At 72.2% G+C, this 23,345-nt stretch carries 18 protein-coding genes; all 18 read right to left on the bottom strand.

What is annotated here, in order from left to right; translation table 11 throughout:
• Nucleotides 1-57 precede the first annotated feature (57 nt).
• Entirely contained in the window at nt 58-1,494 is a 1,437-nt protein-coding gene (pyk, locus tag ACFWE2_RS15015; RefSeq protein ID WP_377225035.1) for a pyruvate kinase, read from the bottom strand.
• A gap of 70 nt (nt 1,495-1,564) precedes the next feature.
• Nucleotides 1,565-3,043 (bottom strand): glutamate synthase subunit beta, encoded by a 1,479-nt coding sequence (locus ACFWE2_RS15010; RefSeq protein ID WP_377225034.1) that lies wholly within the window; start codon nt 3,041-3,043, stop codon nt 1,565-1,567.
• Nucleotides 3,036-7,619, bottom strand: a complete 4,584-nt coding sequence (gltB, locus tag ACFWE2_RS15005; RefSeq protein ID WP_377225033.1) for a glutamate synthase large subunit — start codon at nt 7,617-7,619, stop codon at nt 3,036-3,038. Before gltB ends, ACFWE2_RS15010 begins: the two co-directional genes overlap by 8 nt.
• A 114-nt stretch (nt 7,620-7,733) precedes the next feature.
• Nucleotides 7,734-8,834, bottom strand: coding sequence for a prolipoprotein diacylglyceryl transferase (gene lgt, locus ACFWE2_RS15000; RefSeq protein WP_377225032.1), 1,101 nt, complete (start codon nt 8,832-8,834; stop codon nt 7,734-7,736).
• Nucleotides 8,831-9,763: a tryptophan synthase subunit alpha gene (gene trpA, locus ACFWE2_RS14995; RefSeq protein WP_377225031.1), complete on the bottom strand. Its 933-nt coding sequence runs from the start codon at nt 9,761-9,763 to the stop codon at nt 8,831-8,833. The genes lgt and trpA overlap by 4 nt, the downstream gene beginning before the upstream one ends.
• A complete protein-coding gene (gene trpB, locus ACFWE2_RS14990; RefSeq protein ID WP_377225030.1) occupies nt 9,760-11,043 on the bottom strand; it encodes a tryptophan synthase subunit beta in 1,284 nt (427 codons plus the stop codon). Before trpB ends, trpA begins: the two co-directional genes overlap by 4 nt.
• Before the next feature lie 11 nt (nt 11,044-11,054).
• Nucleotides 11,055-11,870 carry an indole-3-glycerol phosphate synthase TrpC gene (trpC, locus tag ACFWE2_RS14985; RefSeq protein ID WP_377225029.1) on the bottom strand — a complete coding sequence of 272 codons (816 nt, stop codon included), beginning with the start codon at nt 11,868-11,870 and terminating at the stop codon, nt 11,055-11,057.
• A gap of 267 nt (nt 11,871-12,137) precedes the next feature.
• Nucleotides 12,138-12,611, bottom strand: coding sequence for a DUF2752 domain-containing protein (locus ACFWE2_RS14980; RefSeq protein WP_377225028.1), 474 nt, complete (start codon nt 12,609-12,611; stop codon nt 12,138-12,140).
• Nucleotide 12,612: 1 nt separating this feature from the next.
• Nucleotides 12,613-12,942: a DUF4190 domain-containing protein gene (locus ACFWE2_RS14975; protein ID WP_377225027.1), complete on the bottom strand. Its 330-nt coding sequence runs from the start codon at nt 12,940-12,942 to the stop codon at nt 12,613-12,615.
• A 4-nt stretch (nt 12,943-12,946) separates the two neighbouring features.
• Nucleotides 12,947-13,207, bottom strand: coding sequence for an HGxxPAAW family protein (locus ACFWE2_RS14970; protein ID WP_116675641.1), 261 nt, complete (start codon nt 13,205-13,207; stop codon nt 12,947-12,949).
• A gap of 60 nt (nt 13,208-13,267) precedes the next feature.
• Nucleotides 13,268-13,903 carry a Trp biosynthesis-associated membrane protein gene (locus ACFWE2_RS14965; RefSeq protein ID WP_377225026.1) on the bottom strand — a complete coding sequence of 212 codons (636 nt, stop codon included), beginning with the start codon at nt 13,901-13,903 and terminating at the stop codon, nt 13,268-13,270.
• Nucleotides 13,900-15,516: an anthranilate synthase component I gene (locus tag ACFWE2_RS14960; protein ID WP_377225025.1), complete on the bottom strand. Its 1,617-nt coding sequence runs from the start codon at nt 15,514-15,516 to the stop codon at nt 13,900-13,902. The genes ACFWE2_RS14965 and ACFWE2_RS14960 overlap by 4 nt, the downstream gene beginning before the upstream one ends.
• The gene (gene hisI, locus ACFWE2_RS14955) at nt 15,513-15,959 is read right to left on the bottom strand and encodes a phosphoribosyl-AMP cyclohydrolase (protein ID WP_377225024.1); all 447 of its coding nucleotides are present in this window, start codon (nt 15,957-15,959) and stop codon (nt 15,513-15,515) included. Before hisI ends, ACFWE2_RS14960 begins: the two co-directional genes overlap by 4 nt.
• A 294-nt stretch (nt 15,960-16,253) precedes the next feature.
• Entirely contained in the window at nt 16,254-17,204 is a 951-nt protein-coding gene (locus ACFWE2_RS14950) for a type IV toxin-antitoxin system AbiEi family antitoxin domain-containing protein (protein ID WP_377225036.1), read from the bottom strand.
• A 284-nt stretch (nt 17,205-17,488) separates the two neighbouring features.
• The gene (locus tag ACFWE2_RS14945) at nt 17,489-19,381 is read right to left on the bottom strand and encodes an ABC transporter ATP-binding protein (protein WP_377225023.1); all 1,893 of its coding nucleotides are present in this window, start codon (nt 19,379-19,381) and stop codon (nt 17,489-17,491) included.
• A complete protein-coding gene (locus ACFWE2_RS14940; RefSeq protein WP_377225022.1) occupies nt 19,378-21,336 on the bottom strand; it encodes an ABC transporter ATP-binding protein in 1,959 nt (652 codons plus the stop codon). The genes ACFWE2_RS14945 and ACFWE2_RS14940 overlap by 4 nt, the downstream gene beginning before the upstream one ends.
• Nucleotides 21,337-21,499: 163 nt before the next feature.
• Nucleotides 21,500-22,270 carry an imidazole glycerol phosphate synthase subunit HisF gene (gene hisF, locus ACFWE2_RS14935; RefSeq protein WP_377225021.1) on the bottom strand — a complete coding sequence of 257 codons (771 nt, stop codon included), beginning with the start codon at nt 22,268-22,270 and terminating at the stop codon, nt 21,500-21,502.
• Nucleotides 22,270-23,223, bottom strand: a complete 954-nt coding sequence (locus ACFWE2_RS14930; protein ID WP_377225020.1) for an FKBP-type peptidyl-prolyl cis-trans isomerase — start codon at nt 23,221-23,223, stop codon at nt 22,270-22,272. The genes hisF and ACFWE2_RS14930 overlap by 1 nt, the downstream gene beginning before the upstream one ends.
• Nucleotides 23,224-23,345 lie beyond the last annotated feature (122 nt).

The following is a 23,345-nucleotide window of genomic DNA, read 5'->3' as shown; positions in this document are numbered from 1 at the left end:
GCTCACCTGGGTGACCTGAGCGTCTGACACGTCCGGGAGCGTCTGACAGGGAGTGCGTCAGTTCGCGCTGCGGCCGTCCACGTGCGAACCGATGCGGTGCACCAGGATCGAGTTGGTCGTACCCGGGACGCCCACCGGCGCACCCGAGACGACGACCACCAGGTCGCCCTTCTCGGCGAGGCCCTGGTCCTGGAGGGTCAGGTCCACCTGGTCCACCATGGCGTCGACGTTGTCGACCTTCGGCACCAGGTACTCGGTGGTGCCCCAGGTCAGGGCGAGCGTGTTGGCGACGTCCTGCTCCGGGGTGAAGGCGAGCAGCGGGATCGACGAGCGCAGGCGGGACATCCGGCGCGCGGAGTCACCGGACTGCGTGAACGTCACGAGGTACTTGACCCCGAGCGTCTCGCCGATCTCGGCGGCGGCACGGGTGATGGCGCCACCACGCGTGTGCGGCGTGGAACCGAGCGGCGCGATGCGCTCCCGGCCTGCCTCCTCCGTTGCCTCGATGATCCGGGCCATGGTCTCGACCGTGACGATCGGGTAGTCGCCCACCGAGGTCTCGCCGGACAGCATCACGGCGTCGGCGCCGTCGAGCACGGCGTTGGCGCAGTCCGAGGCCTCGGCGCGGGTCGGCGTCGGCGACGTCGTCATGGACTCGAGCACCTGCGTTGCGACGATGACCGGCTTGGCGTTGCGCCGCGCCATCTCGACGATCCGCTTCTGGACGAGCGGCACCTGCTCCAGGGGCATCTCGACCGCGAGGTCACCACGGGCCACCATGACGCCGTCGAACGCGGCGATGACCTCGGCCAGGTTCTCGACGGCCTGCGGCTTCTCGATCTTGGCGATGACGGGGACCGTGCGGCCCTCCTCCTCCATCACCCGGCGGACGTCCTCGTAGTCCTTGGCGGACCGCACGAACGACAGCGCGATGAAGTCGGCGCCGAGCTGGAGCGCCCAGCGCAGGTCGGACTCGTCCTTGTCGGACAGGGCCGGCACGGAGACCGCGACGCCGGGCAGGTTGATGCCCTTGTTGTTCGAGACGGGGCCAGGGACCTCGACCTCGGTGATGACCCGCGGTCCGTCGACGGCGGTGACGCGCACGCGCACCTTGCCGTCGTCGATCAGCAGCGGGTCACCGATCTGGGCGTCGCTCGGCAGACCCTTGTGGGTGGTCGACACGATCTCCCGGCTGCCGAGGATGTCCTCGGTGGTGATGGTGAAGGTGTCGCCCTTGTTCAGGAAGTGCTTCTCGTCCCCGGCGAACCGGCCGAGCCGGATCTTGGGGCCCTGCAGGTCGACGAGTACGGCGACCGACTTCCCGGCCGCCTTCGCGGCCTCACGCACGTGACGGTAGACCGCCGCGTGCGCCTCCTGCTCGCCGTGGCTGCGGTTGATCCGCGCCACGTTCATGCCGGCGTCTACGAGCTCCCGAAGTTTCTCCGGCGACTCCGTAGCGGGTCCGATGGTGCACACGATCTTGGCTCTGCGCATGTCTCCAGCCTAGGCAGGTGGGCGCCGCAGCGCCCTGTGGGGGTGAACAACTCCCGGGCGGGTTCTCCGGTCACGACCGCAGAGCGAACGTGCGCGGACGCACCGGGGCAGGCAGCTCGGTGCTGCCCTGCAGGTAGGTATCAGCCGCGGCGGCCGCTGCGCGGCCCTCCGCGATGGCCCACACGATGAGGGACTGCCCGCGACCGGCGTCGCCGGCCACGAAAACTCCGGGCAGGCTTGCAGCGTAGTCGTCGCCGCGGGCGACCAGGCCACGCTCGGTGACCTCGATGCCGGTCTGCTCCTCGAGCACGCCGGTCTCGGGGCCGGTGAACCCCATCGCCACGAGCACGAGGTCCGCGGGGATCTCCCGCTCCGTGCCGGGGGTGGCCGCGCGGCGTCCGTCGGGCAGGTACTGGGTCTCCGCGACCTTGAGGGCGCGGACGTTGCCGTCGGCGTCGGCCAGGAACTCGACGGTCGAGGCGAGGTAGGTGCGCTCGCCGCCCTCCTCGTGCGAGGTCGAGACCTCGAACAGGATGGGGTCGGTCGGCCACGGCTGGTTCGCCGGGCGCTCCAGCGGCGGCTTCTTGCCGATGGCGAGCGTGGTGACGCTCGCGGCGCCCTGGCGCAGCGCGGTGCCGAGGCAGTCCGAGCCGGTGTCGCCGCCGCCGATGATGACCACGTGCTTGCCCGCGGCCGACGGCGCGCCCTCGGGCAGGTCGTCGGGCGTACCCGCCGCGACCGCCTTGTTGGCGGGCGTCAGGTAGTCCATCGCGTAGTGGATGCCCGCCAGGTCCCGCCCCGGCAGGGGCAGGTCGCGCGGCACCGTCGCGCCCGTGGCGACCACGACGGCGTCGAACCGGCGGCGCAGGGCGTCCCAGCTCATGTCCTTGCCGATCGCCACGCCGGTCCGGAACCGTGTGCCCTCGGCCTCCATCTGCGCCAGCCGGCGGTCGATGTGCAGCTTCTCGAGCTTGAAGTCCGGGATGCCGTAGCGCAGGAGGCCGCCGACGGCGTCGTCCCGCTCGTAGACGACGACGGTGTGGCCGGCACGCGTGAGCTGCTGCGCCGCGGCCAGGCCTGCGGGGCCCGAACCGACGACGGCGACCGTCGAACCGGTGAGCCGCTCAGGGACGTGCGGGGTGACCAGACCGCGGGCGAACGCCTCGTCGATGATCGAGACCTCGACGTTCTTGATCGTCACGGCGGGCTGGTTGATGCTCAGCACGCAGGACGACTCGCACGGCGCCGGGCACACCCGCCCGGTGAACTCCGGGAAGTTGTTCGTGGCGTGCAGGCGGTCGATCGCGTCGGCCCACTGGCCGCGCCACACCAGGTCGTTCCAGTCCGGGATCAGGTTGCCGAGCGGGCAGCCCTGGTGGCAGAACGGCACGCCGCAGTCCATGCAGCGGCCGGCCTGCTCCTTCAGGAACGGCTGGCCCTCCGCCCGGTGGGCGTGCGTGTCCTTCCAGTCCATGAGGCGCACCTCGACGGGCCGGTTCGGCGGGAGCTCGCGCTCCCGCACCTTGAGAAATCCCCGGGGGTCAGCCACGTGCCACCTCCATGATCTGGTTCCACACGGACGGGTCCCACTGGGACGTGCCCGAGATGTCGGTGCCGGCGGCCTGAGCCTCGGCGAGGGCGAGGCGCACCCGCGCCCAGCCGGGAGGCAGCAGGCGGCTGAACCGACCGCGTGCCGCCTCGGGGTCGGCGAGCAGCTCCGCGGCGACGGCCGAGCCGGTCTCCGCGTGGTGCCGCTCCAGCAGGCCGCGCACGGTCTCCCAGTCCGCGTCGTCCAGCACGCCGATCGCGAGCTCGCCCGCCTCCAGCGCCGCCTGGTTGACGCGCGAGACCCGCAGGTCCAGGAAGTACGCGGTGCCGCCGGACATGCCTGCGCCGACGTTGCGGCCCGTCGGCCCGAGCACCAGCACGGTGCCGCCGGTCATGTACTCGCACGCGTGGTCACCCACGCCCTCCGCGACGAGGGTGGCGCCGGAGTTGCGCACGCCGAACCGCTCCCCCACGCGACCGCGCAGGTACACCTCGCCGGAGGTGGCGCCGTAGCCGATGACGTTGCCCGCGATGACGTTGGCGCCGTCGAGCACGGCCGCCTTGTCGGGGCGGACCGCTATGCGCCCGCCCGACAGGCCCTTGCCGACGTAGTCGTTGGCGTCGCCGAACAGGCGCAGGGTGATGCCGCGGGGCAGGAACGCGCCGAGCGACTGGCCCGCCGAACCGGTCAGCGTCACGGAGATCGTGTCGTCGGGCAGGCCCTCGCCACGGTAGCGCTTGGTCACCTCGTGGCCGAGCATCGTGCCGACCGTCCGGTTCACGTTCCGCACGGGGAGCTCGATCGTGACGGGCTCGCCCCGGTCGAGCGCCGGCGCCGCCGCCGCGATGAGCTGGTTGTCCAGCGCCCTCGCCAGGCCGTGGTCCTGCGCCGTCGTGTGCCGCAGCGAGGAGCCCTCCTTGAGCTGCGGCCGTGCCAGCACGGGAGTCAGGTCGAGGCCCTGCGCCTTCCAGTGGTCGACGGCCCTGCGGGTGTCGAGCACCTGCACCTGGCCGACGGCCTCCTCGAGGCTGCGGAACCCGAGCGCCGCCAGGTGCTCACGCACCTCCTGCGCGATGAACTCGAAGAAGTTCACGACGAACTCCGGCTTGCCGGTGAACCGGCTGCGCAGCTCGGGGTTCTGCGTGGCGACGCCGACCGGGCACGTGTCCAGGTGGCAGACGCGCATCATGACGCAGCCCGAGACCACCATGGGCGCCGTCGCGAAACCGAACTCCTCGGCCCCGAGCAGCGCCGCGACGATCACGTCGCGGCCGGTCTTCATCTGGCCGTCCACCTGCACGACGATGCGGTCGCGCAGGTCGTTGAGCACCAGCGTCTGCTGGGTCTCGGCCAGGCCGATCTCCCAGGGCGTGCCCGCGTGCTTGAGCGACGTGAGCGGCGAGGCGCCGGTACCGCCGTCGTGCCCCGAGATGAGGACGACGTCGGCGTGCGCCTTGGAGACCCCCGTCGCCACCGTGCCGACGCCGAACTCGCTGACCAGCTTGACGTGCACGCGCGCGTCCGGGTTGGCGTTCTTGGCGTCGTGGATGAGCTGGGCCAGGTCCTCGATCGAGTAGATGTCGTGATGCGGCGGCGGCGAGATCAGCCCGACGCCCGGCGTCGAGTGCCGGGTCTTGGCGACCCACGGGTAGACCTTCGGCCCGGGGAGCTGGCCGCCCTCGCCGGGCTTGGCGCCCTGCGCGAGCTTGATCTGGATGTCCGTTGCGTGCGTCAGGTACTCCGACGTGACGCCGAACCGGCCCGACGCGATCTGCTTGACGCGCGAGCGGCGCTCGTCGTCGTACAGCCGCTCCGGGTCCTCGCCGCCCTCGCCCGTGTTGGACCGGCCGCCGAGGCGGTTCATCGCGATCGCGAGGGTCTCGTGCGCCTCGGCCGAGATGGAGCCGTAGGACATGGCGCCCGTGTTGAACAGCTTGACGATCTCGCTGACCGGCTGGACCTCGTCGATCGGCACCGGCTCGCGGTCGGGGCTGAAGCGCAGCAGGCCGCGCAGCGTCATGAGGCGGTTCGACTGCTCGTCCACGCGCCGCGTGTACTGCCGGAAGATGTCCATCCGGCCGGACCGCGTGGCGTGCTGGAGGCGGAAGACGGTCTCGGGGTCGAAGAGGTGGTCCTCGCCGTCGCGCCGCCACTGGTACTCGCCACCGGTCGTCAGGCGCTCGCCCGGCTTCTTGTTGCCGGACGGCGGGTAGGCCTCGGCGTGGCGGGCCGCGACCTCTGCCGCGATGACGTCCAGGCCGATGCCGCCGAGCCGCGAGGTGGTGCCGGTGAAGTAGTCCTCGACCAGGTCGTGGGACAGGCCGATGGCCTCGAAGATCTGCGCGCCGCGGTAGGACATGATCGTGGAGATGCCCATCTTGGACATCACCTTGAGCACGCCCTTGCCGAGCGCCTTGATCAGGTTGGCGACCGCCTGCTCGGGCGTGACGTCCAGGTACCCGCGGCGGGCGAGGTCCTCGACCGTCTCCATCGCCAGGTACGGGTTGATCGCGGCCGCGCCGTAGCCGATCAGGAGCGCGACGTGGTGCACCTCGCGCACGTCGCCCGCCTCGACCACGAGCGACACCCGGTTACGGGTGTGCTTGCGCACCAGGTGGTGGTGCACGGCGCTGGTCAGCAGCAGCGACGGGATCGGGGCGAGCTCGGAGTTGGCGTCACGGTCGGAGAGCACGAGGAAGCTCGCGCCCTGCTCCACGTACCGGTCGACGTCGGCGAAGATCTCCTCGAGCCGGGTCAGGAGAGCGGCGCCACCGCCCGAGACCTCGTACAGGCCCTGGATGGTCTCGGCATGGAAGACGCCCTCCAGCTCCTCGTCACGCTCGACGTGCACGACCTTGGCGAGCTGGTCGTTGTCCAGCACCGGGAAGCCGAGGACGAGCTTGCGCGCGTGCTCCGGCAGGTCGGCCAGCAGGTTCGGCTCCGGGCCGATGGCGCTGCCGATGGCCGTGACCAGCTCCTCGCGGATCGCGTCCAGCGGCGGGTTGGTCACCTGCGCGAACATCTGCGTGAAGTAGTCGAACAGGAGCCGCGGGCGCTGCGAGAGCACCGCGACGGGCGTGTCGGAGCCCATGGCGCCGAGCGGCTCGCCACCCGTTGTCGCCATCGGCGACAGAATGATCTTGAGCTCTTCCTCGGTGTAGCCGAAGGCGCGCTGCCGACGCCGCACCGAGGCCGGGCTGTGCGCCACGTGCTCCCGGTCCGGCAGGTCCTCGAGGCGGACCGAGTGCTCACGGATCCAGTCGCCGTACGGGTGCAACGACGCGAGGGAGGACTTGACCTCCTCGTCCTCGACGATCCGGCCGGAGCCGGTGTCCACGAGGAACATCTTGCCGGGCTCCAGGCGGCCCTTGCGGACCACGGTGGCCGGGTCGATGTCGAGCACGCCGGCCTCGGAGGCCAGCACGACCAGCCCGTCCTCGGTGACCCACCAGCGCCCGGGGCGCAGGCCGTTGCGGTCCAGCACGGCGCCGATCAGGGTGCCGTCGGTGAACGTGAGCGAGGCGGGGCCGTCCCACGGCTCGATGAGGTTCGCGTTGAACTCGTAGAACGCGCGCAGCGCGGGGTCCATGCCGGGGTTGTTCTCCCAGGCCTCCGGGACCATCATCAGCACCGAGTGCGGCAGCGACCGGCCGCTCAGGTGCAGGAGCTCGAGGACCTCGTCGAAGCTCGCCGAGTCGCTCGCCCCGGGCGAGCAGACCGGCTGCAGCGCCTTCAGGTCGCCGAGCAGCTCGGACTCCATGGTGCCCTCGCGCGCCGCGACCCAGTTGCGGTTGCCGCGCACGGTGTTGATCTCGCCGTTGTGGGCCAGCAGCCGGAACGGCTGGGCCAGCGGCCACGAGGGGAACGTGTTGGTGGAGAACCGCGAGTGGACCAGGGCGAGCTCGGTGGCGTACCTGGGGTCGGACAGGTCCGGGAAGAACGGCTCGAGCTGCGCGGTGGTCAGCATGCCCTTGTACGTGAGCGTGCGGGCGCTGAGCGAGGCGAAGTACAGGCCCAGCTCGATCTCGGCACGCTTGCGCAGACGGTACGTGCGCCGGTCCAGGTCGATGCCGGACAGCCCGCGTGAGGGGTCGGCCACGACGATCTGCCGGAACACCGGCATCGAGGCGCGCGCCGTCGGGCCGACGATCCCGGCGTCCACCGGGACGTCGCGCCACGCCAGGACGTCGAGCTTCTCCTCGGCGGCCAGCGCCTCGACGCGGCTGATGACGGCGTCGCGCTCGGCGTCGTCGGTCGGCAGGAACGCCGTACCGATCGCGTACATGCCGGCGGGCGGCAGGTCGACGCCCACCACGTCACGGATGAACGCGTCAGGGATCTGGGTGAGGATCCCGGCGCCGTCGCCGCTGTCCTCCTCAGCCCCCACCGCGCCGCGGTGGTCGAGGTTCAGCAGGGCGGTCAGCCCGGCATCGACGATGTCACGTCCGGGCGTGCCGCGCAGGGTCGCCACGAAGGCGACGCCACACGCGTCGTGCTCGGCCGCCGGGTCGTACAGTCCGCCATCAAACGTCTGCGCGGGCAGCCCAACCCTCTGTATCGGCAACGGCTTGGTCATGGGTCCTCACAGGCACCCGGCCGTAGCCGGGCGCAGTTCCTTGCGGTGGTCCGGGACGACGGCGGCCCGGTCGGTCAGGGGGCTCGTCGGCCGGTGGTCCCGGCGCCGTGCCCCTCAGGTGCGCGCGGAGGTGTCCGCGTCGGACCCCTCCACTGCTGCTGTCTTCACTTCCTCCGGCTCGGCGGCTGCCGCACCGGTCCCTGCACTTGCCGGGTCTGACTCTGGGTCCGACTCCGGGTCCGACTCTGGGTCGGCCGGGCTCCCGGCCGACGGATCATCCCCCTTCGGCCGCAGCCGTACCGACTCTTCCCTGGTGGGGAACTTCCGAGCCAGCACGACCGAGACCACGAGGGCCGCGAGGCCCAGGAGGATCGACGTCCAGACGTTGAGGCGTAGCCCCAGGACCAGCTCCGCATCGTCGATGCGGAGCATCTCGATCCAGACCCGTCCGAGAGTGTAGAGCAGGACGTACGCCCAGAATACCCGCCCATGACCCAACTTGAACCGACGGTCTAGAAAGAGCAGAACCCCGGCCATCAGAAAGCACCACAGGAGCTCGTACAGGAACGTCGGGTGGAACAGCGTGCCCTCCGGGTACGCCACGCCCGTCGCCGGGTTCGACACCACGTGCTCCGCGTCGATGCGCAGGCCCCAGGGCAGCTCGGTGGGCCGCCCGTACAGCTCCTGGTTGAACCAGTTGCCGAGCCGGCCGACGCCCTGCGCGACCAGGAGGCCCGGCGCGACGGCGTCGGCGAACGACGAGAACCTGACGCCCTTCTGCCGGCAGCCCAGCCACGCCCCGACGGCGCCGAGCGCTATCGCGCCCCAGATGCCGAGGCCGCCCTCCCAGACGTAGAGCGCCGTGACCGGGTCGCCCCCGCCCGCGAAGTTCTCGCCGAAATACCGGTCCGGAGAGGAGAGCACGTGGTAGATCCGGCCCCCGACGATGCCGAACGGCACCGCCCAGAACGCGATCTCCAGGACGTCCTCCGGGTTGCCCCCGCGCGCCTTCCAGCGCCTGGCGGTCATCCAGAGGGCGATGGCGATCCCCGCGAGGATGGCCAGCGCGTAGGCACGCAGCGGGAAGATCCCGAGGTACCAGGTGTGCTCGGCGGGGCTGGGTATCTCCGTGCCGACCTGCGTGACGGGCGCAGCGGACAGCAACGCAGGCAGCTCGACGTACAGAGCAGCCGGCAGTGCGGTCAGCAGCGTCACAGAGCCTCTCCGGAAGTGGTCACGCCGCCTTGTTCGGCGGCATCGGGTGTATCGGTGGGCGCGATAGCGCGCGCCGACCGTACCCCGGCGGCGAGGTCCTCCGTCACCTCGGCCAGATTCGTGAGACGGATCGCCCAGTCGGCGTCCGAGAGCGGGCCGTCGGAGAGCAGCGGACGCACCAGCGCCGAGCCGACGATGACGCCGTCGGCGAACCGGCCCACCTCGGCCGCCTGCGCCCCCGTCGAGACACCGAGGCCGACGCAGACGTTGACGGCGCCGGCCGCACGGGTGTCGGTGACGAGCTGCTCGGCGCGCGAGCCCACCTGCGTCCGCTCCCCCGTCACGCCCATGAGCGACGCCGCGTAGACGAAGCCGCGCGTCGCGCCGACGGTCAGGCGCAGCCGCTGGGTCGTCGAGCTCGGGGCCACGAGGAACACGCGGTCCAGCCCGTGCGCCTCGCTCGCGGCGAGCCAGTCGGCGGCCTCGTCGGGGATCAGGTCCGGCGTGATCAGCCCTGCGCCGCCCGCGGCGGCCAGGTCACGTGCGAACGCGTCCGGCCCGTACTTCAGCACCGGGTTCCAGTAGGTCATGACGAGCACGGGAACGTGCGGCGCGTAGTCGGTCAGCTCCCGCACCACGCGGAACACGTCCGCGACCCGCGCGCCGGCGTCGAGCGCGCCCTGTGCCGCCTGCTGGATGACCGGCCCGTCCAGCACGGGGTCGGTGTACGGGACGCCGAGCTCGATCACGTCGACGCCGTGGTCGACGAGCGTCTTGAGCGCCTCGACCGACCGGTCGACGGTCGGGTAGCCGACCGGCAGGTAGCCCACGAGGGCCGCCCGGTTCTCCTGCTCGCGCAGGTGGGCGATCAGGTCGCCGGTCTGCCGTCCGGTGGCCGGCCCGGTTGCCGACTCGGTCACAGTGCTCATCCCCGGCCCTCCTGCCGCTCGAGCTCTTCAGCGGCGACGCCGCCGTTGGCCCCGTCGAGCAGCCCGAACCAGCGGGCCGCCGTCGCCACGTCCTTGTCACCGCGACCGGACAGGTTCACGAGGATCAGGAGCGGCTCGCCGTCCGGTCCCGTGCGCCCCTGCTCGGCCGCCGCCCTGCCGACGCGCAGCGCGCCCGCGAGGGCGTGCGCCGACTCGATCGCCGGGATGATGCCCTCGGTGCGGCACAGCAGGCGGAACGCCTCCATGGCCTCGTCGTCGGTCACCGGCTCGTAGGTCGCGCGGCCCAGGTCGTGCAGCCAGGCGTGGGCCGGGCCGACGCTCGGGTAGTCGAGGCCCGCCGACACCGAGTGGCTGGGCAGGGTCTGGCCGTCGTCGTCCTGCAGCAGGTACGAGCGGGCGCCGTGCAGCACGCCCGGCGCGCCCCCGCTGAACCGGGCGGCGTGCAGGCCGGAGGTGACGCCCTCGCCGCCGGCCTCGAAGCCGCGCAGCTCGACGTCCTTGTCGTCGAGGAACGCGTTGAAGATGCCCAGCGCGTTCGACCCGCCGCCGACGCACGCCGCGACGACGTCGGGCAGGCGGCCCGCACGCTCCAGGACCTGCTCGCGCGCCTCCTCGCCGATGATGCGGTGGAACTGGCGCACCATCTCGGGGAACGGGTGCGGGCCCGTGACCGTGCCCAGGAGGTAGTGCGTGGTCTCGACGTTGGCCACCCAGTCGCGCAGGGCCTCGTTGATCGCGTCCTTGAGGGTGCGCGAGCCGATCTTCACCGGCACGACCTCGGCGCCGAGCAGGCGCATGCGCGCCACGTTCAGGGCCTGCCTGCGCGTGTCCTCCTCGCCCATGTAGACCACGCACTCGAGGTCCATCAGGGCGGCGGCGGTGGCCGTCGCGACGCCGTGCTGGCCCGCTCCGGTCTCCGCGATGAGGCGCTTCTTGCCCATGCGCTTGACCAGCAGGGCCTGCCCCAGCACGTTGTTGATCTTGTGCGAGCCGGTGTGGTTGAGGTCCTCGCGCTTGAGGAACACCCGGGCCTCGCCCGCGTGCGCGGCGAACCGCGGCACCTCGGTCAGCGGGCTGGGCCGGCCGGTGTACTCCCGGTGGAGGCGCTGCAGCTCGGCGGCGAACTCGGGGTCGTCGGCCGCCTTGCGGAACTCGGTGTCGAGCTCGTCGAGCGCGGCGATGAGCGCCTCGGGCACGAACCGCCCGCCGTACTCACCGAAGTACGGGCCGGAGACGTCGGACAGCTTCACGGAGGTCACCTCGGATCCCTTCAAGCCGGACGGACGGACCGCAGCGACGGGTGCGAGCCCGCTGCGACGAGGTCGGCCACCGAGGCGCGCGGCGCGCCGTCGGTCACCAGGGCCTCGCCCACCAGGACGCCGTCGGCACCGGCGCGCGCCATCTCCATCACGTCGTGCGGGCCACGGATGCCGGACTCCGCGATCTTGATCACGTCGTCCGGGATGTACTCGGCGAGGCTGCGGAACAGGCCGCGGTCGAGCTCGAGGGTCTTCAGGTTGCGGTGGTTGACGCCGACCACCCGGGCGCCCGCACCGACGGCGCGGCGGACCTCCTCGAGGCTGTGCGCCTCGACCAGGGCGGTCATGCCGAGCGAGTGCACGCGCTCGACGAGCGACTCGAGCACCGTCTGCTCCAGGGCGGCGACGATCAGCAGCACCAGGTCGGCGCCGTGCGCACGTGCCTCCCACACCTGGTAGGGCGTCACCACGAAGTCCTTGCGGAGCACCGGGACGTCCACCCGGCCGCGCACGGCGTCCAGGTCCGCGAGCGAGCCGTTGAACCGGCGCTGCTCGGTGAGCACGGAGATCGCGGACGCGCCGCCGGTCTCGTACTCGGCGGCGAGCGCCGCCGGGTCGTCGATCTGTGCCAGCGAGCCCTTGCTCGGGCTCGAGCGCTTCACCTCGGCGATCACCGAGACCGCGTCCGCCTGCTTCAGGCGGCCGAGGCACTCGAGGGCACCGGGCACAGCGGTGGCGCGCTCCTTGAGCGCGTCGAGAGACACACGTGCCTCGCGCTCCGCGAGGTCCTCACGAACCCCCGCGACGATGTCCTCCAGGACCGACATGTAATGAGCCTCCCCGTGCCCTTGCTCTGCCCTCGTGCTACGCCTCGTACGCTTGCCGGGGCGATCGCCCCATGGCCATCGTAGGCGGACCCGGGGTGTGGTCCTGACCACTCCCGGACCGTGAGACGACGTCCCGTCAGATCCCCTGCCGGGCGTGGTCCGAGGACTTCCTGTGGACCACCTGACCGGCCCCGGGGCCAGGTCCGACGGGTCGGGACGACGGCGTCCGGCCCACGATGTCCGGCCCGTCCCGCAGGGCCCACGAGGTCAGGCCCATGGCGTCAGGTACGGCTGCAGCACCGGGAGGTTGCGTGCCACGAAGAACGCCAGGGCGACGCCGAGGGTGACCCAGCCCGCGGTGCTGGACAGGCCCTTGACGGGCCGCCCGCGCGCGGCGGACACGAGCCACACCAGCCAGAGGACGACCACGACGGGGGCGGTCACGGTCCACAGCGCGTTCGCCGACCAGGCGCCCGCCAGGTCGAGATGGGCCAGGTCGTGCGTCGCGCGCAGCCCGCCGCACAGGGGGCAGGCCAGGCCGGTCAGCTCCAGCAGCGGGCAGAACCCGTAGGAGCCGGGCACGTGGGGGTCGCGCAGCGCCAGCAGCAGCGTCGCCGCGCCGACCGCGGCCCCCGTGAGCAGCGGCGCCCGGAGCGCCGAGGGGACGGCGGGCCGGGCGCTGCTGCGGGTGGAAGGGCCGGAGACCTCGCCGGGCCCCTCGCCGGACACCTCGCCGGACACCTCAGGAATCGGGCCCACCCGCCAGGAAGCGGGCGATCACCAGCACGATGACCACGGCCAGCATCGCGAGCGAGATCCAGCCCAGCACGACGCCGGTCATCGCCATGCCTTCGTTGTCCGCCTCGCCGGCGCGCACGGCCCTGCGGCCCTGGTTGCCGACGATGATGGCCGGGATGCCGGTGATGACGCCCAGCAGGAGGAACACCGACGCGAGGCCGAGCACGAGCGACCAGGCCCCGAGGTTGTTCCGGGGCAGCGGGGCAGACCTCGCGGGCATCGCGAGGTCGGTCGCCGCCTCGGTCCTCGTCTCGCTCGTCGCCTCGGCCGTCATGGCGTTACCGCTGGACCTTCTTCTGGCCCATACCCAGGTTGCGCAGCACCAGGCCGACGATCAGCGAGGCGCCGATCACCACGAAGCCGAGCACGAAGATCACTAGCCAGGCCGACGAGGACTGCGCCACGATGACACCCCACGAGGCGATCAGCGCACCCAGCGTGATGCCGGCCATCGTCACCCAGGCGGCGACGGTGTGGCCATGGTTGTTCGGCGGGACGCCCGGCGGCAGGTAGGCGATCTCGGGCTTGTTCTCGGTCATCGCGGGTGGGTGCCTTTCGTGTCGTGCGGTACGCGCTCAGCCTAACCGTTCCAGGTCAGGTCAGCGGCCCGTGGGGTCGTCGCCCCGGGACAGCGCGTCCCAGGCGTCGTGCGGGTCGATCTCGTCGTCCGGTCCGGCGGCGGTGCCGTCGTCGGCGGCGGAGGTTCGGGTGGCGCGCCGGCCGGGGGCGCCCGCGGTGGCGCCTGGCGCCGCGGCGTCCGCGCGCTCGTGCCGGCCCGACGTCGCCGCCCAGCCACGCGCCGCGACGGCGCCCCAGACCGCGACGACCACGGCGAGCACACCCGAGGCGACGGCGGCCCACGGCCACGCGGTGAGCGTCACCGGTGACGTGAGCTCGGTGACGCCGCTCGTCGCGGACGCGGCGGCGGTGGCGGCGGGCGTTGGATCGCCGACGACGACGAGCGTGCTCACCACCACCAGCACCCCGGCAGCGGCCGCGACCAGCAGGGCCACGTACCGGGCGACGCGTCCGGTGAGCGCGCAGGCGATGCCCGCCGCCAGGAGCACGAGCGCCCCCGCGCCGACTCCCGGTGCGGCCGAGGTGCCTGCGGCGGCCACCGCGACCTCGGGCTCCAGCGCGGTGGCCACCGTGGTGGTCACCCAGGTGGGTGAACCAACGCCGAAGGTCAGCGCGCCGAGGACCAGCAGCGCGAGGACGGTGCGGGTGCGGGTCACTTGTCGTTCCCGTCGTTCGGCAGCGGAGCCTTCCGCAGCGGGGCCAGCCGGGAGGCGAGCTGGATGGCCCGCACCGCCGCGGCGGCCTTGTTGCGCGACTCCGCGTACTCGAGCGCGGGCACCGAGTCGGCCACGATGCCGCCGCCGGCCTGCACGCTGGCCCGGCCGTCGGCGATGTAGGCGGTGCGGATGGCGATGGCCATGTCCATGTTGCCGCCGAAGTCGAAGTAGCCGCACACGCCGCCGTAGATCCCCCGCGAGGCGGGCTCCAGCTCGTCGATCAGCGCGATCGCCCGGGGCTTCGGCGCACCGGAGAGCGTGCCGGCCGGGAAGGTCGCGCGCAGGGCGTCCAGGGCGCTGCGGCCCGTACGGAGCCGGCCGACCACGGTCGAGCACATGTGCATGATGTGGCTGAACCGCCGCACCTTCATGAACTCGACCACCTCGACGCTGGTGGGCTCGCACACCTTCACCATGTCGTTGCGGGACAGGTCGACGAGCATGATGTGCTCGGCCCGCTCCTTCGGGTCGGCCAGGAGCTCCTCGCCCAGCTCGGCATCCTCCTCCGGGTGGGCGCCACGCGGCCGGGACCCGGCGATCGGGTAGGTGGTGACGTGGCCGTCGTCCACCTTCACGAGGGTCTCGGGGCTGGAGCCGACCACGGCGAACTCGGCACCGCTCGGCTTCGCCAGGTGGAAGTAGTACATGTACGGGCTCGGGTTGATGGTCCGCAGGGCGCGGTAGACGTCGAGCGGGTCCGCCGGGCAGTCCAGGTCGAGGCGCTGGGACAGCACGACCTGGAACACCTCGCCGTCCCGGATCGCCTCCTCGCCCGCGAGCACCGCGTCCTCGAACTCGCCCTGGGTGGAGCGGAACTCGAGCTGCGGCTCGGGACCCTCGCCGACGACGGAGGTGACGCGCGGCCCGCCCGTCGCCAGCCGCGCCGCCATGGCGTCGAGCCGGGCGACGGCGTCGGCGTAGGCCTCGTCGACGCGCTCGTCCGTCGCGTCGGCGTTGATCGCGTTGGCGACCAGCCACACCGTCCCCTCCCGGTGGTCCACCACCGCGAGGTCGGTGGCGAGGCACAGGGCCAGCTCGGGCGCGCCCACCTCGTCCGGGGCGGTCGCGGGGAGCGTCGGTTCCCAGTGCCGCACGATGTCCCAGCCCAGCACGCCGGCCAGGCCGCCGGTGAGCGGGGGCAGGTTGGCCACGCCGGGCGTGCGGAGCGCGCCGAGGGCCGCCTCGAGCACGTCGACGACATCGCCCTCGGCCGGGACCCCGACCGGCACGTCGCCGGTCCAGACGGCCCGGCCGTTGTCGCTGGTCAGCGTCGCGCGGGACGCGACGCCGACGAACGACCAGCGCGCCCAGACACCGGACTCCGCGGACTCCAGGATGAAGCTGCCCGGCTTGCTCTGCGCCAGCGTCCGGTAGAGGCCGACGGGCGTTGCGTCGTCGGCCAGCAGCGGGCGGACCACCGGGATGACCCGGCGGTCGGCGGCCATCTCCCGGAACTCCGGCAGGCTCGGCCAGGTGCGACCCCAGGGCAGGTCGGCGGGTGCGGTCGCCGCGCGGGCCTCGTGGGGACCGAGCTGGGTGTCGAGCTGGGTCACCGGTGCTCCTCGTCCTGCTGGTTCGTGTCCTGCTGGTTGGTGTCCTGCTGGTTCGTGTCCTGCGGCCTGCCGTCCTGCCGGTCGCGCTCGCCGACCACGGCGCCGAGGTCGCCCCCGGCCTTGAAGCAGGTGCGGGTGCCGGTGTGGCACGCGGCGCCCACCTGGTCGACCCGGACCAGCAGGGCGTCGCCGTCGCAGTCCATGCTCACGGCCTTGACGTACTGGGCGTGCCCGGACGTGTCGCCCTTGCGCCAGTACTCGCCGCGGCTCCGGGACCAGAAGGTCACCCGGCCCTCGGTGAGCGTGCGGCGCAGGGCCTCGTCGTCCATCCAGCCGACCATGAGCACCTCGCCCGTGTCGTGCTGCTGCACGACGGCGGCGACCAGGCCGGCGTCGTCCCGCTTGAGTCGGGCGGAGATCGTGGGGTCGAGAACTTCGGGCACCTACGAATCCTGCCACGTCACGGGCCGACGGCGGTGTGATGTCCGCCGCCGCCCCCTCACCCGCCAACATCCCCGCCGAACCGAACGTTGACCGCCCGCCTGGCGCCGAACCGCAACCTACGCGTCGATCGGGCCCCACATTGACGCGTGGGTTGCGGTTCGGCGGCAGCAGCCGACGACAACTTGCGGTTCGGCGGCAGCGGCGATGACGGCAACCTGCGGTTCGACGCCGGGATGAGCGCGCACCGTGCGGTTGGCCACGAACCTCCGCGGACCAGCGGAGCCACCCGGTCCTCAGGAGCGTCTGCCGTTGTGCAGATCGAGCGTCGCGCGGACCTTCCCCGAGATCGCACCCGGTGTGTAGACGGCCGACTTCCGAAAGTGCAGCACGATCGCCGAAACCGCTGTGAGGTCGTTGTGGCGCTCCAGATCGGCGTCCAGACGAGACCCGTCGTGATACTCGTCGCTGTCGATCTCCGCGATCAGGATTCGCCCGTCCCTGAGGTCCCACCCCAGGTCACCCCTGCGTTCGACGCCGGAGAGGTCACGCACCGGCACCTGCAGGTGATCCGGGGGCACGCCGTTGTCGATGCAGTCGAGCCTGGCCCGGGTTTCCGACGGCGACTCCGATCTGGCGTCGACCTCGCCGAAGCAGCCGTGGCGTGTGGCGATCCCGCGCCGACCACGACTCTTGGCGTGCACCTCCTCCAGTTCATCGGAGGTGATGAAACCCCTGTTCAGGGCGTTGTCCATCACTGCGACAGCAGATATCCGGTCCATCTCGGGCACGGCCTGCACGAGGGCCCAGTCAACTGTCGCGACCGCGATCCCGTCCACCTCGGTCACCGTCATCCCGTCGTCGAACATCCGGGCGTGAATCCCGTCGCGCGAGTACGCCCGCCGTCCGCCCGGAAGCGTGGCCTGCGGCACGAGCGCGACAGGCAGGCCCCAGACACCGTGTAGCGCGAGTGCACAGGCGCCGACCACCACCGACTCCGGGCCGAGCGCCAACTTGGCGGCGAACGCGGCCCGGCGGCGACGGTGGTCCGGATGCCGAGCCCCGATCGGTGTCGCGTCGGTGTCGTACAGCCCTCTGGCCACCCGCTTCCAGGCACCCGATCGAAGCTGCCGCGCGACGCGCGTGGGCGACACTCCCAGGTCGTGGCACTGCCGTGTAGTGATCAGGCCCTCCTGAGCCTTCGTGATCAGCGCGAGCTCACCCGGTAGCTCGACCTTTCGTCCCATGCCCCCAGACAACGCGGGCGGCAGGTCGCGTTGCTCGTGCGATCGGCAACCTGTGCACAAGTCCGGTCCGAGGACGGATGTGGTCGCGCTCGAAGGGCGCTGCCGCCGTCAACCGGTGCTGTCGTACGACACGAGCAGTTTGTGCCCGGTCGCCCGCCCACTCCCCGGCCGACCGGCGGCCGACCCGCGGCTTGTGGGTCGGCCGCCGGCGTCGAACCGAAGGATGCGCGTCCGCCTCAGGTCCGATCGACACGTAGGTTGCGGTTCGGCGCCGGCTGGACGCCCTAGCGGGTCTGGGCGACCCAGCTCGCGTGCATGCGGGCGTAGATGCCGTCCGCCGCCACGAGCTCGTCGTGCGGGCCGAACTCGGCGACGTGGCCCTCGTCGACCACGACCACGAGGTCGGACGCCTCGGCGGTCGAGAGCCGGTGCGCGATGGTGATCGTGGACCGGCCGGCCGTGAGCGAGTCGAGGGCCCGCGCGATGCGGACCTCGGTAGCGGGGTCCACCGCCGACGTCGCCTCGTCCAGCACGAGCAGGTCCGGCTGGGCGAGGTACGCGCGTGCGATCGCGACGAGCTGCCGCTCCCCCGCCGACAGCGACTCGCCGCGCTGGCCCACCTCGGTCTCCAGCCCGTCGGGCAGGTCGGCGACCCAGTCGGACAGTCCGAGCTCACGGAACGCCCCCTCCACCGCGGCCCGTTGAGTGCTGGATTCTCGCCCCTCTTCGGGGTCCTGATCGGGCGAATGTCCAGCACTCAACGGAGTGCGGAGACCGTAGGCCACGTTCTCCAGCACCGTCCCGTCGAACAGGAAGCCCTCCTGCGGCACCAGCACCACCCGCTCGCGCAGCGACGCGAACGCCAGGTCGCGCAGGTCGACGCCGTCCAGCTCGACGGCGCCCGCCGTCGGGTCCATGAGACGCGTGACGAGCTTGGCGATGGTCGTCTTCCCGGACCCGGTCTGCCCCACCACCGCGACCTTGGTGCGCGGCGGCAGGTCGAGCGTCACGCCGTGCAGCACCTCGGGGCCGTTCGGGTAGGCGAACCGGACGTCGCGCAGCGTCACCCGGGCGGGCCCGCGCTCCTGCGTCACCGCGTCCGGCTTCTCGGCGACCTGCACCGGGGTGTCGATGACGGCGATGACCCGGCGCCAGCCGGCCACCGCGTTCTGCAGCTCGTTGAGGATCTCGGTCGCCATCTGCACCGGCCCGGTGAAGAGCTGCACCAGGAACAGGAAGGCCACGAGCTGGCCCGCCGTCAGGCCGCCGCCCACGCCGAGCAGCGTGCCGACGACCACCACGATCGCCAGCACGAGGTTCGAGATCAGGACGCCCGACGAGAACGTCGCCGCGACCAGGATCTGCGACCGGGATTGCGCCCGGCGCGTGTCCTCGACGGCGGCGTCGATGCGCCGTCCTGTGCGCTCCGACACGCCGTACGCACGCACCGTCTCGGCGCCGACGACGGCCTCCGAGATCGCGCCGAGCATCGCCCCGACCCGCTCGCGCACCAGCGTGTACGCGCGGTTCACGTACTTCTGCCCGAACCGGATCACGAGGAACATCGGGATGAAGGCGACCCACACCACCGCCGTCAGGATCGGCGAGTAGACGAGCATCAGCCCGGTCGCCACCACGATCTGCAGGGCGCTGACCAGCAGCATGATGCCGCCCCACTGCACGAACAGCGACACCGTGTCGACGTCGTTGGTCACGCGCGAGACCAGCGCGCCCCGCCGCTCGGTGTTCTGCGTGAGGGTAGACAGGTCGTGCACGTGCCGGAACGCCTTGACCCGCAGCGTCGCGAGCCCGGCCTCGGCCGAGCGGAACAGGCGCACGTTGACGAGCGCCGCGCACAGCCCGGCCAGCACGAGCGCGCCCGCGGCCAGCGATGCGAGGAGCGCCACCCGGCCCACCTCGGGCCCGCCGTCGGCAAGGATGCCGACGTCGATGGTCTGCTGCACCGCGAGCGGGACCACGACGCGGCCGACGGCGGCGAGCGACGCCAGGCCGAGCGTCAGCCACATCCCCCTGGCGATCTCCGGGCTGATCTCGATGCCCCTGCGCAGCGTCGCGAGCACACCGAGGTTGCTCGTCGACTCGATGCGTGCGCCGTCGGCGTCGAGCAGGTCCTCCGGCACGTCTGTCGCTTCGCGCTCGTCTGTCGCCGCGGTCATCCGGCCACCTCTTCCAGCTTCTCGTCCAGCACACCGGCGGCAGCGGCGTCGGCCCGCTCCTGCTCCCTGCGTTCCGTCTCGACCTCGTAGGCCGTGGCGAGCTCGCGGTAGCCCGGGTCGCGCGCCATGAGCTCGTCGTGCGTCCCGGCGTCGACCACGCGACCACCTTCGACGTGGATGACGCGGTCGGCGAGCGCCACCGACGACATCCGGTAGGCGACCATGATCACCGTGGTGCCCGGCGCCTGGGCGGGGTCCGGTCCGCTCCCGGAGACGGCCTGGTCGGCGGCTTGGTCAGCAGCCTTGTCAGCGGTCCGCTCGTCAGTCCGCTCCGCCAGTCCGCGCAGGATCTCCTGCTCCACGCGCGGGTCGACGGCGCTGGTCGCGTCGTCGAGCACGAGCAGGCGAGGGCCGCGTACCAGGGCGCGCGCTATCGCGAGGCGTTGCCGCTGGCCGCCGGACAGGTTGGCGCCGCGCTCGCCGAGCGGTGCGTCGAGGCCGCCGGCGAGCTCGCGCACGGTGTCGGCGAGGCGGGCGAGCCGGAGGGCCTCCCAGACCTCGTCGTCGGACGGCGAGCCGGGCGCTCCCTCGTCGGCGAGGGTCACGTTGGCGCGCACCGTGTCCTCGAAGATGAACGTGGTCTGGGTGACGAACGCGACCTGGGCCGGGATCTCGCCCTCGGCAAGGGTCCGCGCGTCGGTGCCGTCGAGCAGCACCCGCCCGCGCGTGGGGTCGGACAGCCGCGCCAGCAGGCTCACCAGTGTGGTCTTGCCCGCGCCGGTGGTGCCGACGACGGCGACCGTCGTGCCGGGCTCGACGTCGAGGGAGACGTCGTCGAGCAGGGTGATCGAACGGCCGACGGCACCACTGATCGCGGGGACGTCGACGCCGACGCCCTCGAGGCGGACGGCGAGGCCGGGCTGGCCGGACCTCCGCGGCAGGCGAGCCTCGCCGTACTCGAGGGCGCCCGTCGAGTCGACGACCTGCGCGATGCGCTCGTAGCCGACCAGGGCGCGCGGCAGCTCGCCGAGCACCCAGCCGAACGCCTGCACCGGCACGGTCATCATCGTGAGCAGGTAGGCAGCGGTGACGATGTCCCCTGGTTCGACGTCACCGGTGGAGATGCGCCACGTGCCGACGCCGAGCACCAGGAGGGTGCCGACCGCAGGCAGGGTCTGGATCACGGGGTCGAACAGGGAGCGGACGATGCCGACGCGCACGTTCGCGGCGCGCAGCTCCTGCGTGCGGGCGTCGAACCGGTCCTCCTCGCGGTTCTCGGTGCCGAGCGACTTGACCAGCAGCGCCGCCTCGAAGCTCTCGTGCGCCGCGTCGGCGACGTCGCCGCGCAGGCGCTGCGCCCGGGTCACCGCGGGTGACATGTGCCGCTGGTAGACGGCGTTCACGCCGACCGTGACAGGGATGACGGCGAGCGCGGCGAGCGCCAGCCAGGGGTCGATGGTCAGGAGCAGGGCGATCGAGACGCCGATCATGACCACGACGCCGAGCGCGAACGGCAGCGGGTTGAAGACGCCGGTGGCGGCCTCGGTGTCCGAGGTCGTGTGGTTCAGGAGCTGGCCTGCCGGGTGTGCGCGGTGCCACGAGGCGGGCAGGCGCAGGTACTGGCGGGTCAGCGCGGTGCGGTGGCCTGCCTGGATGCCGACGAAACCGAGGCCGGCCCAGATCCGGCGTGCGGCGACGGACACGGCGAGCGACAGGGCGACGGCGGCGAGCACGAGGCCGCCGAGCCAGACGCGGTCGCGGGCGACCTCGTCACCGGCGATCGCGGGGACGACGACGGAGTCGGTGGCCCAGCCGACCGCGCGGCTCACGCCGACGGTGAGGGCGCCGAACATCGCCGAGGCGCCGACGGCCAGGACGTAGATGCCGGGGTGGGCGCGCATACCGCGCCACATGAGTGCGAGCGACCGGCGCACACGAGAGCCGGTCAGGGCCATCGGTCTGGATCGCGGGGCGTCTGGGGGCACGGAAAGACCTCGCTTCCTCGGGGACTGCAGAATTTTCTCACGCCACGGGAATCGATTCGACAGTTTTTCGCCGCGAGCGTCATCGACGCTAGAACCTTGACTTAAGTTGAGGTCAAGCGGGTGGCGGACGGCGTCAGCGGACGTCGAGGCCCGCGGCGCGCATGGTGTCCTTGACCTGGCCCACCGTCAGCACGCCGAAGTGGAACACCGACGCGGCGAGGACGGCGTCCGCCCCTGCCTGCGCCGCCTCGACGAAGTGCTGGGGCGTTCCCGCCCCGCCGGACGCGACGAGCGGTACGTTCACCCGCTCCCGCACGGCGCGGAGCATCTCCAGGTCGAATCCCGCGGTGGTCCCGTCGGCGTCCATCGAGTTGAGCAGGATCTCCCCCGCCCCCAGCGCGGCCGCCTTCTCCGCCCACTCGACGGCGTCGATCCCGGTCCCGCGCCGTCCGCCGTGCGTGGTGACCTCGTAGCCCGACGGCGTCGTGACGTCGCCCGTGACGCGACGCGCGTCGACACTGAGCGTCAGCACCTGCGAGCCGAACCGCTGGGCGATCTCGGCGATCAGCTCGGGCCGCGCGATCGCGGCGGTGTTCACGCCGACCTTGTCGGCGCCCGCGCGCAGCAGCCGGTCGACGTCGTCGGTGGAGCGCACGCCGCCACCCACGGTGAGCGGAACGAACACCTGCTCCGCGGTGCGGCGCACGACGTCGACCATGGTCTCCCGGTCGCCGGACGAGGCGGACACGTCCAGGAACGTGAGCTCGTCGGCGCCCTCGGCGTCGTACCGGCCGGCGAGCTCCACCGGGTCCCCGGCGTCCCGCAGGTCGGCGAAGTTGACGCCCTTGACCACTCGGCCCGCGTCGACGTCCAGGCACGGGATCACGCGGATCGCGACGGACATCAGCCCTCCTTCTTCTGGTTTTCTTCCTCGACGCCCGCCTCGCGGGCGTCGAGCTTGTGCGCATCGAGGATGTCGACCACGTACACCACCGTCTCGCCGGCAAGCCGGCTCTTCGTGTTCGCGTGGCCGTCCCGCGGCGGTACCACCAGCATGACCTGGGAGCCGACGGTCTGTTCCAGCAGCCCCTGGTCCCAGCCCTCGACCAGCCTGCCGATGCCGATCTCCGCGGACTGCGGCGGAGTGTCCTTCGTCCACGTCGTGTCGATCACGGAGCCGTCGCTCCAGCGCACCGCCGTGAACTCGACGGTGAGGATCTGGCCGGCGCGCACCTGCTGCCCGGACCCGCGGATCAGGGGGTGCACGACCAGCTCCGTCGGCGGCTCGACGCCGCGCGGGACGCGTATGGTCGGCGCCCCGAGGTCGTCGAGGCCCACCTGCGGCAGGTTCTCGCCCGGCGTCTCCCCCTCGACGCCGGAGGCCCGGACCGGCAGCACGTCGACGACCAGCAGCACCGGGACGCCGTCCTGCTCCTCCATGAGCAGGAGCCGCGCGCCGACGCGCTCGCCCTCGAGCGACTCGAAGAGGTGGCTGCCGAGCGACTTCTCGGTCATCGTGTAGGCGGCCGGCGCGGTGCGGTACGTGTTCTGCAGCTCCGTGCCGTCCCTGCCGTCCTGCGCGTAGAGGTTCAGCAGCACCGGGTCGTCACGCTCCAGCACGTCCCCCGTGCCCGGCCAGACCGTGCGCGAACCCCGCTGCACGACGGCGAACGGCTTCTCGTACTCGAGCGTGGGCGGGGCGCCGCTCGCACCCGTGACCTGCAACGGCGCCTGTGATGCGGTGGACGTCGGCGCGGGGCCGACCTCCACCGGCAACGACGCGGGCGCGCACGCCGTGGTCACCGCCACCGTCGTCGCTGCCAGCGCACCGACGACGACGCGTAACCAGGAACTCACCAGCAGATTCTCCCACGACGCGACGGCGCTCCCGGAACGGAGAGTGCTCCCGGACGGACTGTGCTACCGGACGGACTGTGCTCCCGGAACGGCGGGTGCCCCGGGGCCGGCCCTGTGGCCGC

Source organism: Promicromonospora sp. NPDC060271, assembly GCF_042726755.1.
Lineage (GTDB): Bacteria > Actinomycetota > Actinomycetes > Actinomycetales > Cellulomonadaceae > Promicromonospora.
The sequence above is the reverse complement of the archived record's forward strand: the minus strand, read 5'-3'. Positions and strand labels throughout refer to the sequence as shown.

What these genes read in the sequence shown, in the direction of transcription:
- hisF (WP_377225021.1), bottom strand. Translation starts at nt 22,270, where the DNA reads ATGTCCGTCGCGATCCGCGTGATCCCGTGCCTGGACGTCGACGCGGGC.
- ACFWE2_RS14970 (WP_116675641.1), bottom strand. Translation starts at nt 13,207, where the DNA reads ATGACCGAGAACAAGCCCGAGATCGCCTACCTGCCGCCGGGCGTCCCG.
- trpA (WP_377225031.1), bottom strand. Translation starts at nt 9,763, where the DNA reads ATGAGCACTGTGACCGAGTCGGCAACCGGGCCGGCCACCGGACGGCAG.
- ACFWE2_RS14950 (WP_377225036.1), bottom strand. Translation starts at nt 17,204, where the DNA reads ATGGGACGAAAGGTCGAGCTACCGGGTGAGCTCGCGCTGATCACGAAG.
- gltB (WP_377225033.1), bottom strand. Translation starts at nt 7,619, where the DNA reads ATGACCAAGCCGTTGCCGATACAGAGGGTTGGGCTGCCCGCGCAGACG.
- ACFWE2_RS14975 (WP_377225027.1), bottom strand. Translation starts at nt 12,942, where the DNA reads ATGACGGCCGAGGCGACGAGCGAGACGAGGACCGAGGCGGCGACCGAC.
- trpC (WP_377225029.1), bottom strand. Translation starts at nt 11,870, where the DNA reads ATGTCGGTCCTGGAGGACATCGTCGCGGGGGTTCGTGAGGACCTCGCG.
- ACFWE2_RS14940 (WP_377225022.1), bottom strand. Translation starts at nt 21,336, where the DNA reads ATGGCCCTGACCGGCTCTCGTGTGCGCCGGTCGCTCGCACTCATGTGG.
- ACFWE2_RS14945 (WP_377225023.1), bottom strand. Translation starts at nt 19,381, where the DNA reads ATGACCGCGGCGACAGACGAGCGCGAAGCGACAGACGTGCCGGAGGAC.
- pyk (WP_377225035.1), bottom strand. Translation starts at nt 1,494, where the DNA reads ATGCGCAGAGCCAAGATCGTGTGCACCATCGGACCCGCTACGGAGTCG.